This is a genomic window from Desulfurivibrio nitratireducens (assembly GCF_044068515.1).
GTDB lineage: Bacteria > Desulfobacterota > Desulfobulbia > Desulfobulbales > Desulfurivibrionaceae > Desulfurivibrio.
Genome location: NZ_JBIPKI010000023.1, coordinates 16548 through 33844 on the forward strand (window position 1 = coordinate 16548; position 17297 = coordinate 33844).

Sequence of the window (17297 nt, forward strand, 5' to 3'; positions counted from 1 at the left end):
GTGAGCATGAGCGTCGAGCATATTTTTTCCCATCGCCATATCCTGGGCCTGGCTGACCTGGCTCCCGCCGATATCGCTTTTGTGCTCCAGACCGCCGAATCCTTCAAGGAAATTTCCCAGCGCTCGATCAAGAAGGTTCCCACCCTGCGGGGCAAGACGGTAATCAACCTCTTTTTCGAGCCCTCCACCCGCACCCGGCTTTCCTTCGAGATAGCCGCCAAGCGGATGAGCGCCGATACCTTCAACATCTCCAGCGCCGGCAGCAGCGCGGTCAAGGGCGAGACCATGGTGGACACCGCCCGCAATCTCGCCGCCATGAACCCGGACTGCATCATAATTCGCCACTCCCACTCCGGCGCCCCCGAGCTGCTGGCCCGCCATATCAAGGCCTCGGTGATCAACGCCGGCGACGGGGCTCATGAACACCCCAGCCAGGCCCTGCTGGACCTGATGACGGTACGCGAGCACAAGGGCCGGATCGAAGGGTTGAAAGTGGCGATCATCGGCGACATCACCCACAGCCGGGTGGCTCATTCCAATATAATCGGCTTCACCAAGATGGGGGCCGAGGTCCGGGTCGCCGGGCCGGCCACCCTGATTCCGCCGGGTATTGCCGCCATGGGGGCCCGCCACTGCGCCACCGTGCGTGAGGCGGTGCGCGATGCCGACGTCGTCATGGCCTTGCGGATCCAGCAGGAGCGCCAGCTCGATCCGCTCCTGCCCTCCCTGCGCGAATACGCGATTTTTTACGGCATTACCCCCGCCGTCATGGCCCTGGCCCGCCCCGACGCGATCATCATGCACCCCGGGCCGATCAACCGCGGGATCGAACTGGATCCTGCCCTGGCCGACGGTTCGCGCTCGGTAATTCTCGACCAGGTGACCAACGGGGTGGCGGTGCGGATGGCTTTGCTCTACCTCATCATGGGCGGGGCTGAATAGAAAAAACTGGTTACAACAACGCATTTGGCCCGACCAACCCGTTTTCCCGCCCGTAATCCCAGCTGATGGGAGATCGGTGGGCCGGCTGCGCCGCCCTGGCCGACTTGCCTTTGCCGGGCCGGTCATGCTCGCTGACTTTATTTGTCTCAACCAAGCCGGTAGGGGTTGTTGCTGGCTTCTTGCTTGGGCGGGGTCGGCTGGGGGGAAAGTGAAAAACCTGAGGTGCTGCTGAAATGTCTGCCGATTCTTCGCTCCTGTTGGAAAATGCCCGCCTGCTTGATCCCCTCTCCGGTTTGGATGAGAGGGGCCATGTGCTGGTGCGGGATGGAAAAATCGCGGCGGTGGGGACGGGGAGCATCCCCACGGCGGGACTGCCCGCCGACTTGCGGCGCATTGACGCCGGCGGTTGCTGGTTGACCCCCGGCCTGATCGATCTGCATGTTCATTTGCGTGAACCCGGCGATGAACACAAGGAAACCATTGCCAGCGGGACCGCGGCGGCGGCGGCGGGGGGGTTCACCGCCGTGGTCTGCATGCCCAACACCCGGCCGGTCAATGACGGGCCCGGAGTGACCGCCCTGATCATGGCGGCGGCGGCCGGCGCGGCGGCCCGGGTTTATCCGGTGGGCACCATCAGCCGGGGCAGCAAGGGCGAAACCCTGGCCCCGTTCGGGGAGATGCGCCAGGCTGGGGTGCGGGCGGTCAGCGATGACGGCCGGCCGGTGACCGACAGCCAGCTCATGCGGCGGGCCCTGGAGTACGCCGGCGATCATGGTCTGCTGGTGATCAGCCATGCCGAGGAAGAAAGCCTGAGCCGCAACGGGGCGATGAACGAAGGTGAGCTTTCCACCCGCCTGGGGTTGCGGGGGATTCCCCGGGTGGCGGAAGAGATCATGGTTTACCGGGATCTGGCCCTGGCCGAATATACCGGCCGGCCGATCCATATCGCCCATGTCAGCACCGCCGAGACGGTGGACCTGATCCGCCGGGCCAAGGCCCGGGGAGTAAGGGCGACGGCGGAAACCGCGCCCCATTACTTTACCCTGACCGAAGCGGCCGTGGGGCTTTACGATACCCGGGCCAAGATGAATCCGCCCCTGCGCACCGCCGCCGATCTGGCGGCCATCCGGGTGGGCCTGGCCGACGGTACCCTCGATGCCGTGGCCACCGATCACGCTCCCCACAGCACCTTGGAGAAGGATCTGGAGTTTGAGCTGGCCGCCAACGGCATCATCGGTCTGGAAAGCGCTCTGCCCCTGAGCCTGGCCCTGGTCCGGGAAGGGGTGATCACCCCCTTGCGTCTGGTGGAACTGCTTTCCAGCAATCCCGCCCGCATTATCGGGGTGGAAGGAGGCCGGTTGACGGTGGGGGCCCCGGCGGATCTGACCCTGATCGATCCCGAGCGTAAATTCGTCTTCGGGGCCGCGGACCTCAAGTCCCGTAGCCGCAATTCTCCTTTTCTCGATTGGCCGATGCAGGGCAAGGCCATCCTGACCATCATGGCCGGCCGGATCACCTGGCAGGAGCCTTGAGCCGGCGCCCCCCTTGCCGTTAAACGCGGCTCCAAGGAATCGCCCTCGCCGCCGCTTGGCGGCGGGCGGCTTATTCCTCTTCCGCTGACTCTTCGACCTTTTCCGCGTAACGGCAGGATTTTTCCGGACAGACCAGGCGAACCCCCTTTTTGCCAACTTTTTCAAGGAGATAAGGGGATTCGCAGACCGGGCAGGATTTATTGACCGGCTTGTCCCAGAGCGCGAACTTGCATTTGGGGTAGCGGTTGCAGCTGTAGAAAACCTTGCCCCGCTTGGAAACTTTCTGGACGATTTCGCCGTCGCAGCCCGGTTCCGGGCAGGGAACCCCGGTGCTCAGGGCCCGGACGTTCTTGCAGTCCGGATAGCCCGAGCAGGCCAGGAAGCGGCCGAAGCGGCCCTGTTTGTAAACCATCGCTTTTCCGCACTTATCACAGATCTCCGTCGACTCCTCCGGCGCCTCCCGTTCCAGGGGGTGGATCACTCCCTTTTCATCGCGGCTGAAATCCTGGGTGTGCTTGCAGTCGGGATAGTTTTCACAGGCCAAAAACTCGCCGTTGCGGCCCCATTTGATCACCAGCTTGCCGGAGCATAAGGGACAGGGGATATCGGTGGGCACCGCGCTGTGCTTGACCGACTTCATCTCCTCCCGGGCCTGCTCCAGGTTCTGCTGAAAAGGGCCGTAAAAATCCCGCAGCACCTGCACCCAATCGATTTTGCCGGTTTCGATTTCATCCAGTTCCTTTTCCAGGGAAGCGGTGAAATCGGCGTCGATGACCTTGGGAAAATGGGCCACCAGCAGATCGTTGACCACCAGGCCCAGGTCGGTGGGGGAAAATTTGCGCTGCTGCAGCTGGACATACTCCTTTTCGACAATGGTCGAAATAATGGCGGCATAGGTACTGGGCCGGCCCACCCCGTTTTCCTCCAGGGCCTTGACCAGAGTCGCTTCGGTGTAGCGGGGCGGCGGCTGGGTGAAGTGCTGCTTGGGCTCGATGGCCAGCAACTCCAGCGCCTGCCCGGCCTGGAGATCGGGCAGCAGGGAGTCCTGGTCGCCCCCGCTTTTGTCATCGGCGCCGTTATCGTCTTCCGACTCGACATAAAGGGTCATGAAACCGGGAAAACGCATGATCGAGCCGGTGGCCTTCAACTCGTGCTTGCCAGCTGGGCCGGCGGCGATCCTGATGCTGGTCTGGTCGTAGATGGCCGGGGCCATCTGGCAGGCGACAAACCTTTTCCAGATCAGGGTGTAGAGGGCCAGCATATCCCGGTCCAGCAGTTTGGCCAGGCTGGCCGGGGTCCGGTTGACATCGGTGGGCCGGATCGCCTCGTGGGCGTCCTGGGCGCCTTTGCCGGTCTTATAGCGCACCGGTTTGGCGGGCAGGTAGGGAGCTCCGTGGGCCGTGGCGATATAGTCGCGGGCCATGGCGATGGCCTCGTCGCTGATCCGGGTGGAGTCGGTCCGCATGTAGGTGATCAGGCCGACGGGCCCTTCCTTGCCCAGCTCGATGCCCTCGTAGAGGCGCTGGGCCTGGGCCATGGTTTTTTTGGCCGAAAAGCGCAGCTTGCGGTTGGCCTCCATCTGCATGGTGCTGGTGATGAAGGGGGCGCTGGCCCGGCGCTGCTTCTGTTTTTTTTCCACTGCCAGAACGCTGAGCGGTTCTTTTTCGATCTCCTCGACCAGGGCGGCGGCCTGTTTTTGGTCGGCGATCTTGAATTTGCGGTTGTCGATTTTATGGCCGTTGATCCGCTCCAGCATGGCCGCAAAGGGTGGCGGTTGCGGCCCGGCCAGACGGGTATTGATGGACCAGTATTCCTCGGTCACGAATTGTTCGATTTGCCGTTCCCGTTCACAGATCATCCGGACCGCCACCGACTGGACCCGGCCGGCGCTGAGCCCGCGGCGGACCTTGTCCCAGAGCAGCGGTGAAATCTGGTAGCCCACCAGCCGATCGAGGACCCGTCGGGCCTGCTGGGCCTCGAAAAGATGGCGGTCAACTTCACCGGCCTGAGCGAGCGCGGTCAGCACCGCCTTTTTGGTCAATTCATGAAAAAGCACCCGGCGGATCGGCTTATTGCTGGTCTTCAGGGCTTCGGCGATATGGAAGGCGATGGCCTCCCCCTCGCGGTCGGGATCGGGGGCGAGAAAGATCTGTTCCGCGTCCTTGGCCGCGGTTTTGAGCTCGCTGATGACCTTGGCCTTGCCCTTGATGGTTACATACTGGGGAGCGAAATCATGCTCGATATCAACCCCCAGGTTTTTAACCGGCAAATCGCGGATATGACCCACCGAGGCCTTGACGGTATAGTCCTTGCCGAGATATTTCTGCAAGGTCCGGGCCTTGGCCGGAGATTCGACAATAATGAGTGATTTTCCCATGAATTTTATTTTTTTACCGATGCTGAATTGATATTGTAGGCTTTTGCCCCTTATGCCGCGTTTTTTGCAGCCCCAGAGGGGCCCCGCGGCTTTGAGTCAAGCTGCGGGGCTGCTGGTTTTCCGGTACTGGGGACCCGGTTCAGTCTCTACCCGACCCAGCAGTTCAAGTTCCAAAAGCACGGCGTTGACCCGCTGGGCCGGCAGGCGGCAGGCGGCGATGATTTCTTCGATATCCCGGGGGTACTCATCCAAGACGGCCAGGATGGCGGCGGCATCGCCGTCCGGCGCCGGCGGCGCGGCGGGCTCCGGGCCGGAGATGATTTGGCTTTGGGCGGGCAGGGGACTTAAGGCCAGCTCGGCCAGAATGTCCGCGCTCCGATGGACCAGTTTGGCCCCCTCCTGGATCAGGCGGTGGCAGCCTTCACTTTTGCTGCTGTCCGCCCGGCCGGGGACGGCGAAAACCTCCCGACCCTGGTCAAGGGCCATCTCGGCGGTAATCAATGAGCCGCTGCGCCGGGCCGCCTCGATCACCACGGTTCCCACCGCGATCCCGCTGATGATCCGGTTCCGGGCCGGGAAACGAAAGGGTTCGGGCCTGGTGCCCAGCGGATATTCGCTCAGAAGCATACCTGTTGCGGCGATCATTGCAAAAAGTTTTTTGTTCTGGGGCGGGTAAATAACGTCCAGGCCGCAGCCCAGAACCGCCACCGTCCGCCCGGCGGGAGCCGCCAGGGCCCCCTGGTGAGCGGCGCTGTCGATTCCCAGGGCTCCGCCGCTGATCACGGTGATTCCCGTGGCGGCCAGGTCGCCGGCCAGCGTTTCCGCCATTTTGCGGCCGTAAACCGAGGCCGAGCGAGCCCCGACCACGGCCAGCGCCGGCTGCCGCAGGGCGGCCAGGTCACCCTGGCCGTAAAGGATCAGAGGCGGGTCGCTGATTTCTTGCAGCAGGGGGGGGTAGGCCGGGTCGGAACGGGTCAGGCAGTGGATACCGGCCCGGCGGATCCGGGCCAACTCCTGCCGGGCCGGGGCCAGGCCCGCCCGGCGAGTCAGGGCCAGGGCTGTTTCCCGGCGCACTCCCCGGGCGCTCAGCTCGTCGAGTCCGGCCCGGAAGAGCGCCTCGATATCACCGTAAGCGGCCAGGAGGCGACTGGCGCCGATCAGGCCCAGGCCGGGGGTGTGGGCCAGACTCAGCCAGCGCAGGAGATGGTGGTCGGCCTCATTCGTCATCGTAAAAAGAGGAAAGGATGTTTTTGCGGGTTGGATGCTTGAGCTTCTTGAGAGCCTTGGCTTCGATCTGGCGGATCCGTTCGCGGGTGACGGCAAAATTTTCGCCCACTTCCTCCAGGGTCAGATCGACGGCGGTATCAATGCCGAATCGCATCCGCAGAACCATTTCCTCACGTGGAGTCAAGGTCTTGAGCACCCGGCGCAGACTGGCCCGCAGGTTGTCATAGATCGTGGCATCGTCGGGGGAGGTGGAATCGGCATCCTCGATGAAATCCGACAGGGAACTGTCCTCGCCGCTGCCCACCGGGGTATCCAGCGATAAGGGCTCCTTGGCGATTTTAAGGATGTTTTTGACCTTTTCGATGTCCACCCCCAGGTGGTCGGCCATTTCCTCGGGCGTCGGCTCCCGGCCGTAATGGCGATGGTATTCCTTGGTGCCCTTGAGCAATCGGTTGATGGTGTCGATCATGTGAACCGGGATCCGGATGGTCCTCCCCTGGTCGGCGATGGCCCGGGTTACGGCCTGGCGAATCCACCAGGTCGCGTAGGTGCTGAACTTGTAGCCCCGGCGGTATTCGAACTTTTCCACCGCTTTCATCAGGCCGATGTTGCCCTCCTGGATCAGGTCCAGCAGTTGCAGGCCGCGGCCGGCGTACTTCTTGGCCACGCTGACCACCAGGCGCAGGTTGGCCTGGACCAGCCGGTTCTTGGCCGCCCGGCTGGCCTCCTCGCCGTGGTCGATGGCGGTGAGCAACTCCTGCAGGCTGCGGGCGTCGAGGCCGTGTTTGTCCAGGTAGTGGCCCTGGCGGGCCGTCACGGTTTCCGCCAGCCGGGCGGCGGCCTGATCCTCGCAGAACATTTTTTGCAGGCGCCGCAAGCGGCGGGTCATGGTCTGGAGATGCTTGGTGCAGATGCGATCGGCACTGAACAGGGCGCTTTGGGCCTTGTCGTTGCGGCTGATCCGGCTTTTCAGGCGGCGGCGGGCGGCTTCGCTGGTCACCATGAGCAGATCCCGGCGCAGCTCGGTACTCTCCCGGGCCAAACGGGCCGCTTCACCCACCTGCCAGCAGAAGCGGCTGCGGGCTTCATCGCAGGCACTCTTGTCGGTTTCGTCCAGGCCGCGCAGCATATCCCCGATGGCTTTCTTGCCGAGTTGGATTTTTTCGGCCATCTCCTCCAGGTAGCGGATCGCCGGAGGGGCGGTGAGCAGGGCGTTTTGGATCAGATGCTCGCCCCTTTCGATCTCCTGGGCCACCGCGACTTCCTCTTCCGGGGCAAGCAGGGCCACCGCCCCCATTTCCTGAAGATAAACCTTGACCGGGTCAACCTGGTCGGCGGCCGATTCTCCCGGCCAGGAATAGGGCTCATCGTCGCCGCTTGGCCCGTCGTCGGCTGTTTCGCTTTCCGGGCCACCGGCCCGGCGGGCGTCGACCATGGGGATCAGGGGATCATCCTCGCCGTAATCGGGATCGGCCGGATCGTGGCCCAGGGGGCGGGGCAACTCTGCGGCTTCGCCCATCATCCAGTCATCCTCGTTCCCCAGCTCATCACGCGCAGCGGCTTCATGTTCATCGGCCAGGAATCGCTTATTGCCCTGGCGGGCCTTCACCGTCCCGTTGGATCGGGCGGGACGGGCTGCGATTTTTTTCTTATTGGTCATGATTACAGCTCCTAAACCACGAAATTGAAGACAAGTTCACCCAAAAAGCCGGGTCCTGGTGACCTTGGGACCGCAACCGGCTCTGGTCAGGCGCCAGCCTGACGGCGCAAAGGCCTTGGCGAATCCGGCATTTACTGGTCCCAGGCGGGGCGGGAAGGGTGCCCGGCCGCCCGCCTTGGTTCCCGACCCTCAACCGCCGCCGGCACCGGACAGGGCCTGCTTCTGTTTCATCAGCTCCAGCAGCCGTTCCTGGTCTCCGGCCTGGTAGGCGGCGCTGATCTCCCGGTTCAACTGGTCACAGTTGCGCCGGTGGCCGTGCTGGCGCAGCCAGGCCAGCAATTCCAGGGCGCTTTCCTCCTGCCGATCCTGGGGATAGAGGTCGCCGCCGTTGATGAGCAGGCTGGAAACCAGGGGCCGCAGCAGGGGATCGGCCTCCTCGAGCAGGGTTTCCGGGGCTCGGCTGAACTCGGCGGCGTGGCTGGTTACCAGCTCGAGCAGGGCCCGGGCTGCCGGACTGACGGCAACTTCCGCCAGACCGGCGGCGAGGAAGTCGTCCAGAAAGCGGCCATGAAAAAAAATAAAGGCGAAAATTTTTTCCTCGTTGGGGGAAAGCTTAAGCCTGGTCGCTGAGCCCGGCGCGGCATTCGGGCCGGCTTGGCCCCGGAGCGGTGGGCGACGGGAAGCCGGGCCGAGGCTCTGGCAGAACTGTTCGCTGGAAATGCCCAGGCGCTCGCTGAAGTGGGCGATGAAGCGGGTGCGCAACAGCAACTGGTCTCCCAGGGCCTGGGTGATGGGGGCCAGTTCGGCAATAATCCGGTTCTTGCCGTCCACTCCCAGGCCGTGGCGGGCGGCGAGTTGATCAAAAATAAATTCCGGCAGGGCCTGGGCCCCGGCCAATAGTTCGCTGAGTCCCTGCTTGCCGTGTTCCCGGACAAAACTGTCGGGGTCGTGACCCGGCGGCAGAATCACCACCCGGCCGGTCAGCTTTTCGGCCAGGAAGAGCGGCACGGCTCGCATCGCCGCCTTGAGCCCTGCGCTGTCGCCATCGAAGAGCAGGATCGCTTCGTCGACGTAACCACGCAGGATCCTGAGTTGATCGGCGGTGAGGGCGGTGCCCAGGGGGGCGACGGCCTCGTGGACCTGGTGGGCGGCCAGGGCCAGGAGATCGAAATTGCCCTCCACCAGCAGGCAGCTTCTCGCCTTGCGGAGGGCGTCCCGGTGCTGGTAAAGGCCGAAGAGGGTCTGGCCCTTGCTGAAAATCGGGGTTTCGGGGGTGTTGAGGTATTTGGGCTCCCCTTCCCCCAGGATGCGGCCGCCGAAGCCGGAAATCCGGCCGGTTAGATCGACGATGGGGAAAATAATCCGGTCGCGGAAGCGGTCGTAATAACCCCGATCACGGTCGGACGCTTGCCCCTCCCGGGGAGTGCCGCCGTCGCGGGCCACCAGCAGGCCGGCCTCCGCGGCGATGGCCGGCGAGACCCCTTCCCGCTGCAGGATGTTGCCCAGGAAATCCCAGCGCGGTGGGGCATACCCCAGTTGAAAAAGCTCGCCGACCTCGGTTGTCATCCCCCGCCGGGCCAGGTAGGCGCGGGCGGCGGCGGCGGCGGGATCGTTGAGCAGAAAATGGCGATAAAGGGCGGCGGCCCGGGCGTTGACGGCATAGAGGCTTTCCCTTTTGCGGGCTTCTTCCCGCTGCCGGGGGGAGAGGGTGGTTTCCGCCAGGGTGATATGGTAGCGGGCGGCCAGCTGTTTGAGGGCCTCGGGAAAGCTGATCCGGTGGTAGAGCATCAGAAAGCTGAGCACATCTCCACCTTCGCCGCAGCCGAAACAGTGAAAGCTGCCGCGAGCCGGACTGACCATGAAGGAGGGGGTTTTTTCGGCGTGGAAAGGACAAAGACCCTTGAGGTTGGCGCCGGATCGCTGCAAATTCACGTATTCCCCGATGATTTCGGTGATATCCGCCGTCTCCTTGATTCGCCTGACCACCTCCCGGCGTTGATCAGGCAGCTGGTCGTCATGGTGGACAGCCATACGGACAGGACCTCTTGCAGCTAATTTTGCGGTGGCGCACCGGGTGTTCCGCAAGCGCAACATACAAAAAAGAACATAGAATCTGTAACGGTTTTTGCGTTCCTGTCAAGCGAAAAGACTTTACCCACCAGGGCTTCCCTGTTACCCTGACCCGGCCGGCAAACCTTCGCCGGCCCTGACGGTTCGCCGATATACGTCTTCTGCCGACCGGCTTTCCAGCTCTTTTTCGGGTTCAAACGATGACAGAATTTTCCCCCCTCATTTTCCCCCTCGTGATTCTCTTGGCCGGCCTGCTGCTGCTGCTCGGCGGCGGTGAACTGCTGGTCAACGGGGCCCGCAAGCTGGCCCGCCACTGGGGGATGAGTTCCCTGCTGATCGGCCTGACCGTGGTGGCCTTCGGCACCTCGCTGCCGGAGCTCTTTATCAGTCTGGCCGCGACCTGGCGGGGGCATCCCGAGATCATGCTCGGTAATGTGGTGGGCAGCAATATTGCCAATATCGGTTTGATTCTGGGAATTTCGTTATTGCTGGCCCCCTTGCGGCTGGCCTTTCGGGTCGTGGCCGTCGAAATGGTCCTGCTGCACCTGGCCACCGCCGTTCTTTTCATCCTGGTCGGTGCTGGTTTTTTCCCCCGGCCGGTCGGCGGGCTTTTTGTGGCCACCCTGCTGATTTATACCTTTGTGGCCTACCGTTATGCCGCCGTCGAGTCGGCCCCCGCCGCGACCGTGGCCGTTGCCGCGACGGAAGCCGAAGCTGATCCCGCCCCTGATGCCCCTGGGGAAGATAGCGGAGTCGGGCGGGCTTTGCTGCTGGTCCTGGTCGGACTGGTGGCTCTGGCCGGGGGCTCCGAGCTTTTTTTGCACGGGGCGGTGGAGATTGCCCGCGGCCTGGGGGTCTCCGAACTGGTGATCGGGCTGACCCTGGCCGCCCTGGGCACCTCGCTGCCGGAACTGGCCACCTGCCTGGCCGCCATCCGCCAGCGCCAGGATGCTTTGCTGGTGGGCAACATCATCGGCAGCAACCTTTTCAACCTGCTGATGGTCATGGGTGTCACCGCTTCCCTGATGCCCTTCAGCCTGCCGCCGGTGCTGCTTTATCGCGACCTGCCGGTGATGCTGTTCTTTTCCCTGGTGCTGCTGGCGGCCCTGGTGCTGCGGGGGCGGCTGGGCCGGGGCCTGGGCGTGCTGCTGCTCGGGGGCTATGTCGCCTATCTCATTTCGCTGGCCTGGTAAAGGGCCCGGCCTCGGCCCGCCCCGAGGCTGAGAGATTAATTATCGGGACCGGCCGCTGCTTAGCCTGAAAACCCAATGACCCCATCCGGCCGGGCTGCTCTTGAGGGCCGGCGGCAAAGTTCGAACTTAAAGGGGAGACCCATGAAAAATCGCTTTGATACCCTGGAGGCCCGGGAGTTTGTCGCCGCCCGCCCCGGTTGTTCCGAGCATCTGGCCCTGCGGATTTACACCTCCCGCCTGCTCGGCCGGGAGTCTGATCTGGTCCTGCACGGCGGCGGCAATACTTCGGTCAAGGATCTGACCCCCAATCTGCTCGGGGAAGAGATGGAGGTGCTCTATATCAAGGGGAGCGGTTGGGATCTGGGCCGCATTGAAGCGGCCGGTTTCCCCGCCCTCGATCTGGCCTGGTTGCGGCGCCTGCGGGTCCTCGAGACCTTGAGCGACGAGGAGATGGTCAACCAGTTCCGCACCCATATGCTGGACTCCACCGCTCCCAACCCCTCCATCGAAACCCTGGTTCACGCCTTTCTGCCCCATCGTTTTATCGACCATACCCACGCCGACGCCATTGTCGCCCTGACCCATCTGCCGGAGCCGGAAACCCGGTTGCGCGAGGCCCTGGGCGACAAGATCGGCATCCTGCCCTTTATAATGCCGGGTTTTCCCCTGGCCCAGGCGATGGCCCAACTTTACGAGGCGCGGCCCGAGATCGAGGCGGTAATCCTGCTCCAGCACGGGATCTTCACCTTTGCCGACCAGGCCCAAACCGCTTACGACCGGATGATCGCTTACGTGACCCGGGCCGAGCACTACCTGGCCGCCGCCGCCCCGGCCGCCTCGCCGCGCCCCGCCGGTCCGGCCCCAGAGGCGGCCGCCCCTGATCCGGTCCGCTGGCTGCCCTTGCTTCGCGGAGCTTTGAGTTTTGAGCAGGAGGGAGCCGGGCGCCGCTATTTCAGCCTGGAATTGCGACAAAAGCCGGAACTGCTGGCGGCCTTGGCCCGGCCCGGGGCTCGGGAGCTTCTGGTCAGCGGGGTGTTGACCCCCGACCATGTAATCCGGACCAAGAATTATCCCCTGTTCCTCGATCCGGCCACCGCCGGCCCGGCGCCGGCCGAGCCGGAACTTGCCGCCTTGGTCAAGAGCGCCGTCAGCGCCTACGAGCAGGATTATCGGGCCTATTTTCAACGCCAGAGCAGCCGGGCCGCCGAGGCCAAAACCATCCTCGATCCCCGGCCCCGGGTGATTCTGGTTCCCGGCCTGGGGCTGATCGGAGCCGGGTTTTCGCCCAAGGATGCGGCCATCGCCGCCGACATTGCCGAGCACACCATCCTGACCAAGCAGCAAGGGGCGGTTTTGGGCTCCTACCAGGATCTGGCCGAAGAGCATATCTTCGCCATGGAATACTGGAGCCTGGAGCAGGCCAAGCTGGGTAAAAGCCAGCTGGCGCCGCTGGCGGGCCGGGTCGCCCTGGTCACCGGCGGCGGCGGCGCCATGGCCGTGGGGATCGCCGCCAAGCTGCTGGCGGCCGGGGCCCGGGTTTTCCTGAGCGATATCGACGCGGGACGCCTGGCGACGGTGGCGGCAAAGTTGAGGCCGCGCTTCGGAGCTGCCCTGGTCGATACCGTGGTGATGGACGTCAGCGCCGAGGAATCGGTCAAAGCCGGGATGGCCGAGATTGTCCGGCGGGCCGGGGGGCTCGACATCCTGGTCCCCAACGCCGGGATTGCCCTGGTGGCCCGGCTGGAGGAGCTGACCACCACCGATTTGGCCCGGGTGATGGCGGTCAACTGTCACGGGGTTTTTACCGTGATCAAGCACGCGGTGCCGATTTTCCGCCGCCAGAATTATGGCGGTCAGATCATCATCAACAGTTCGAAGAATGTCTTTGATCCCGGGGCGGCCTTCGGGGCTTACAGCGCCTCCAAGGCGGCGGCCCATCAACTGGGCAAGATAGCCGCCCTGGAACTGGCGGAAATCGGGGTACGGGTCAATATGATCAATGCCGACGCGGTTTTCGATGCCGACGGGGTCAGTTCGGGGCTCTGGGACGTGGTGGGGCCGGAGCGGATGGAAGCCCGCAAGCTCGATCCCGCCGGCTTGCGCGACTATTACCGCAACCGCAACCTGCTCAAGGCCACGGTGCTGGCCGAACACGTGGGCAACGCGGTGGTCTTTTTCGCCGCCGGGCTTACCCCCACCACCGGGGCTACTTTGCCGGTTGACGGTGGGATCCCCGCCGCCTTTCCCCGCTGAACGGGCGGCAGCACCGCATCTTCGCGCGATCGGCCCGGCTTGCGTAGCGCTGCTACGCGGCACCGAACCGCTTGCCCGAACCTGCGGCACTGCCGCCCGTTCAGCTATCCGCTGGTCGGATTGGCCGAGAAGAGTTAGCGCCGGTTTGGGGCGGGTTATTTTTTTCTTTGGGGTTGTTGGCCGGGGGGGAAGGCGGGTATAGTTGGCGGAAAAAGCTGGGGAAGGAGTTTGGTTTATGAGCGATGAGATCAAGAGCACCATGGAGAAGGTGATGGAGCGGCTGGCGGCCATGGATGCAGCCGGTAGCGCCGCGGCTGATCCCGATTACCGCGGCGAGGAGCGCCAGCGGGATGGAATGCGCCAGGCGGCGGCTTATTTGCGGGGGGAAAAAGCCTCCCTGGCCGCTTTGCTGGCCGCCTCTCCCGCCGAGGCTCAGCCCGATCTGCGCCGGGGCATGGCCCAGACTCTGTTGCGCAATATCTTTCTGCCCCGGGATGAGGAACAGCTGGGTCCGGCGGAAAAGGCCATGGCCGGGCTGCTGGAACTGGCCGGCACGGGCGGGGAAATGCTGCGGCTGCTGGGCGACATGAAAAAAATCCTGGAGCAATACCTCACCCACCGGCGCCAGTTGCGCCAGCAACTGGCCGAGCAGTTCTCCCAGCAACTGGCCATGCTGGAGGGCGATCTGGCCCGGAGAACCGGAGTGGCGATGAAACTGGGCCCCGAACAGCATCCCAAGTTCCAGGAGGAATGGCAACGGATTCAGGACGAGCTGAACAGTCAGTACGGCCGGGCCCTGGAGCAGCACAAGCAGCAGGTTGAGCACAGAATCTGAGCGCGGCTCAAGTCAGTCTGGGAGGTAAGCGCCATATGGAAGTGGAAATTCTGTTGGATATCGAAGAGGTCAAACCCGAGGATCTGCCCGAGGTGGAGAATCGCTTTCGCCAGTGGTATGCCGAAGGCAGCGAAACCCGCTACGGCCGGCACCGCTTTGAGCATATGGCGGTGCTTGATAAACCGTACCGTTTTCAGGTCAATTTCGGCCAGGCCGACCCCACCCGGGCCCTCCAGCAACTCCATGGCAAGCTTTTTCCCTACGGGGTCAAGGTCTTTGTCCACTTTCTCCATTGAGTCCGCTCGGGATGTCTTCCCTGCTCGCCCGTCTCCGCCGGCGCCTGCAACGGCGCAACCTGGATGCCCTGCTGGTTACCCAGCCGGAAAATCGCCGCTATCTCAGCGGCTACCGGGCCGCTGACCATGGTATTGGCGAAAGCGCCGGCGTGCTGCTGATCCCGGCGGTGGGGAAACCTTTCCTGCTCACCGACGGCCGCTATCAATTGCAGGCCCGGGAGGAAGCGCCGGAATTCGAGGTCCGGGTTTATCCCCGCGGCCTTTTTCCCCTGCTGCGCCGCCTTTTCAGCTCCCTGGCCCCCCGCCGGCTGGCCTTTGAAAGCCACTACCTGCTCCATTCGGTCTATCTCAACCTGGCAAAGCTGGCCGCCGAGAAGGGGGTGGAACTGGTGCCCCTCACCGACCTGGTGGAGCAGTTGCGCCAGGTTAAAAGCGCGGCCGAACTGGCCCTGATCGAGGAGGCGGTGCGGCTCAATGAAGAGGTTTTCAGCACCGTTTACCGACAGATGCAGCCGGGGATCAGTGAACAGGAAGTGGCCTGGCTGCTTGAAGAAACCATGCGGCGCCGGGGCGCCGAGGGCCCGAGTTTCCCCCCCATCGTCGCCGCCGGTCCCAACGGGGCCAAACCTCATGCGGTCCCCACCAGCCGCCCCATTGCCGCCGGGGAGCCGGTGATCATCGACATGGGCCTGAAGGTGGACGGTTATTGTTCCGACATGACCCGCACCGTGGTCCTGGGCCGGCCCGACCACCGGACCCTGGAGTTGATCCGCCTGGTCCGCCGGGCTCAACTGGCCGGCCAAAAGGCCCTGCGGGCCGGAGTCAGCGGCAGTTTCGTCGACCGGGTGGCCCGCAGCGTCATTGTCGCGGCCGGGCACGGGGATCATTTCGGCCACAGCCTCGGCCACGGAGTGGGGCTCAATGTTCACGAAGGACCGTCGCTCAGTTATCGCCACCGCAAGCTGCTCCGGCCCGGCATGGTCGTGACCGTCGAGCCGGGGGTCTATTTGCCCGGCTGGGGCGGGATCCGGCTGGAGAATATGGCCGTGGTCACCGAAGCCGGGTGCCGGGTGCTCAACCGCGACAACACTTTTCTCGATGTCTGATTCCGGCTGAGCCGGCCGATGCCCCTGAACCGGGGACCGATAAAAACCGCGGCGGAAGTGGCCGGGGTTTACCGGCGGCCGGGTAGCGACCAGGGCGCGGCGGTTACTTTACGGCTGGTGGCCTGAAGGAGTTTTGCAATTTTGCTCAACGATCACGATTCTGCCGCTTCGCCCTTCACGGTGCTGGGCCGCTCCAGCCAGTGCGCCGCCCGTCGGGGCGAGTTGCGCACGGCCCATGGGACCGTGCAGACCCCGGTCTTCATGCCGGTGGGCACCCAGGCCACGGTCAAGGGGGTAATGCCGGAAAGCCTGTGGGAACTGGGGGCGGAAATTATCCTGGGCAACACCTACCATCTCTATCTGCGCCCCGGCCATCGTTTGATTAAAAAGCTCGGCGGCCTGCACCGCTTCATGAACTGGTCGGGGCCGATTCTCACCGACAGCGGAGGTTTTCAGATATTTTCCCTCCAGCAACTGGCCAAAATCACCGAAGAAGGCGCGTCCTTCAAATCCCATATCGACGGTTCCGCCTTCTTTCTCAGTCCCGAATCGGCGGTGGCGGTCCAGCAGGATCTGGGAACCGATATCATGATGTGCCTCGATACCTGCATTCCCTATCCCGCCAGCTACCGGGAGGCGGAGGCGGCCACCTCCCTGACCGGACGCTGGGCGGCCCGCAGCCGGGCGGCCCAGGGGGAGAGGGACCGGCTGCTTTTCGGCATCATCCAAGGGGGAATGTACCGGGATTTACGGTTGCGCTCCCTGGAAACCATGGTGGAAATCGGTTTTGACGGTTATGCCATCGGCGGCTTGAGCGTCGGCGAACCGGAAGAACTGATGTATGAAATCTGCGAGACCACCGCCGCCGGGATGCCCCGGGATCAGGCCCGTTACCTGATGGGGGTGGGCACCCCCCGCAACCTGGTGGAGGCGGTCAAGCGGGGAATCGACATGTTCGACTGCGTAATGCCCACCCGCAACGCCCGCAACGGAATGCTCTTTACTTCCCGTGGTCGGCTTGTTATAAAAAACGCTCGTTATCATGATGATCCCCGGCCGCCGGACGAGGAGTGCGACTGTTACACCTGTCGTCACTACAGCCGGGCTTACCTGCGCCATCTCTACCTGGCCCGGGAGATTCTGGCCTCGGTGCTGATGACCATCCACAATCTCAGCTATTACACGGGGCTGATGGCCGCCATGCGGCAGGCCATCGAGCAGGACCGGTTTCTCGAATTTTACCGGGATTTCATCAGCCGCCAGCAGCCGGACGACCGGCCGGCGGCGGATTAGCTTGGCCAGCATGGACAGGCGGCGCCACGGCCCTTCGGGCCGGCGCCTCAACATCTATAACCCGCAACTAAACTGGAGGATTTACCATGGTAAGTATAGCCCACGCCGCCGAAGCGGCTCCGACGGGAGGTGGCTTAGGCGCCTTTATTCCCCTGATTCTGATTTTTGTGATCTTCTATTTTCTGCTGATCCGGCCCCAGCAGAAGAAGGCCAAGGAACACCAGCATTTTCTGGCGGCGCTGAAAATCGGCGATGAAGTTGTCAGCAGCGGCGGGCTCCAGGGCACCATCACCGGCTTGACCGACACCGTGGTTACCCTGGAGATTGCCGACAAGGTGCGGGTCAAGGTGGCCCGGCCCTATATCATGGGGCCGGCGAACCGGGATCTTGGCATGGCCAAGCCGGCCGGCAGCTGATATCCGCGGGTGAGGTTGTAGTTACAGCCGACTTAACGGGCATTGAGGTGGGGCCGGAGCATGATCCCGGTCAACTGGTCCTCCCAGAAGCGCCGCA

Annotated in this window: 13 protein-coding genes; 9 read left to right on the forward strand and 4 right to left on the reverse strand. The window is 63.7% G+C overall.

All coding sequences use genetic code 11. The features are described 5' to 3' along the window. Positions 1 to 6 precede the first annotated feature (6 nt). Positions 7 to 942: an aspartate carbamoyltransferase catalytic subunit gene (locus ACHHTY_RS07405; RefSeq protein ID WP_395493467.1), complete on the forward strand. Its 936-nt coding sequence runs from the start codon at positions 7 to 9 to the stop codon at positions 940 to 942. A gap of 233 nt (positions 943 to 1175) precedes the next feature. After that, positions 1176 to 2474, forward strand: coding sequence for a dihydroorotase (locus ACHHTY_RS07410; RefSeq protein ID WP_395493468.1), 1299 nt, complete (start codon positions 1176 to 1178; stop codon positions 2472 to 2474). 70 nt (positions 2475 to 2544) lie between these two features. Here the strand turns inward: ACHHTY_RS07410 and topA are convergent, their stop codons facing one another. The 4 genes from topA to dnaG all read right to left on the reverse strand — a co-directional run bounded on the left by topA (position 2545) and on the right by dnaG (position 9769). Next, the gene (topA, locus tag ACHHTY_RS07415; RefSeq protein ID WP_395493469.1) at positions 2545 to 4851 is read right to left on the reverse strand and encodes a type I DNA topoisomerase; all 2307 of its coding nucleotides are present in this window, start codon (positions 4849 to 4851) and stop codon (positions 2545 to 2547) included. 96 nt (positions 4852 to 4947) lie between these two features. Next, entirely contained in the window at positions 4948 to 6078 is a 1131-nt protein-coding gene (dprA, locus tag ACHHTY_RS07420) for a DNA-processing protein DprA (RefSeq protein WP_395493470.1), read from the reverse strand. Next, on the reverse strand, positions 6068 to 7738 hold the full coding sequence (rpoD, locus tag ACHHTY_RS07425) for an RNA polymerase sigma factor RpoD (RefSeq protein WP_395493471.1): 1671 nt from the start codon (positions 7736 to 7738) through the stop codon (positions 6068 to 6070). Before rpoD ends, dprA begins: the two co-directional genes overlap by 11 nt. A 189-nt stretch (positions 7739 to 7927) precedes the next feature. Continuing rightward, entirely contained in the window at positions 7928 to 9769 is a 1842-nt protein-coding gene (gene dnaG, locus ACHHTY_RS07430; RefSeq protein WP_395493472.1) for a DNA primase, read from the reverse strand. Between the two features lie 239 nt (positions 9770 to 10008). Between dnaG and ACHHTY_RS07435 the strand changes: the two genes are divergently transcribed. The 7 genes from ACHHTY_RS07435 (at position 10009) to yajC (ending at position 17200) form a co-directional block, all read left to right on the forward strand. After that, positions 10009 to 11001 (forward strand): calcium/sodium antiporter, encoded by a 993-nt coding sequence (locus ACHHTY_RS07435; protein WP_395493473.1) that lies wholly within the window; start codon positions 10009 to 10011, stop codon positions 10999 to 11001. Positions 11002 to 11142: 141 nt separating this feature from the next. Next, entirely contained in the window at positions 11143 to 13254 is a 2112-nt protein-coding gene (locus ACHHTY_RS07440) for a bifunctional aldolase/short-chain dehydrogenase (protein ID WP_395493474.1), read from the forward strand. Between the two features lie 235 nt (positions 13255 to 13489). Next, positions 13490 to 14089, forward strand: coding sequence for a DUF6657 family protein (locus ACHHTY_RS07445; RefSeq protein ID WP_395493475.1), 600 nt, complete (start codon positions 13490 to 13492; stop codon positions 14087 to 14089). 35 nt (positions 14090 to 14124) lie between these two features. Continuing rightward, positions 14125 to 14385 (forward strand): hypothetical protein, encoded by a 261-nt coding sequence (locus ACHHTY_RS07450; protein WP_395493476.1) that lies wholly within the window; start codon positions 14125 to 14127, stop codon positions 14383 to 14385. 11 nt (positions 14386 to 14396) lie between these two features. Continuing rightward, positions 14397 to 15491, forward strand: coding sequence for a M24 family metallopeptidase (locus ACHHTY_RS07455; RefSeq protein ID WP_395493477.1), 1095 nt, complete (start codon positions 14397 to 14399; stop codon positions 15489 to 15491). A 141-nt stretch (positions 15492 to 15632) separates the two neighbouring features. Beyond that, positions 15633 to 16784: a tRNA guanosine(34) transglycosylase Tgt gene (gene tgt / locus ACHHTY_RS07460; RefSeq protein ID WP_395493478.1), complete on the forward strand. Its 1152-nt coding sequence runs from the start codon at positions 15633 to 15635 to the stop codon at positions 16782 to 16784. A gap of 86 nt (positions 16785 to 16870) precedes the next feature. Next, a complete protein-coding gene (gene yajC, locus ACHHTY_RS07465; RefSeq protein ID WP_395493479.1) occupies positions 16871 to 17200 on the forward strand; it encodes a preprotein translocase subunit YajC in 330 nt (109 codons plus the stop codon). Positions 17201 to 17297 lie beyond the last annotated feature (97 nt).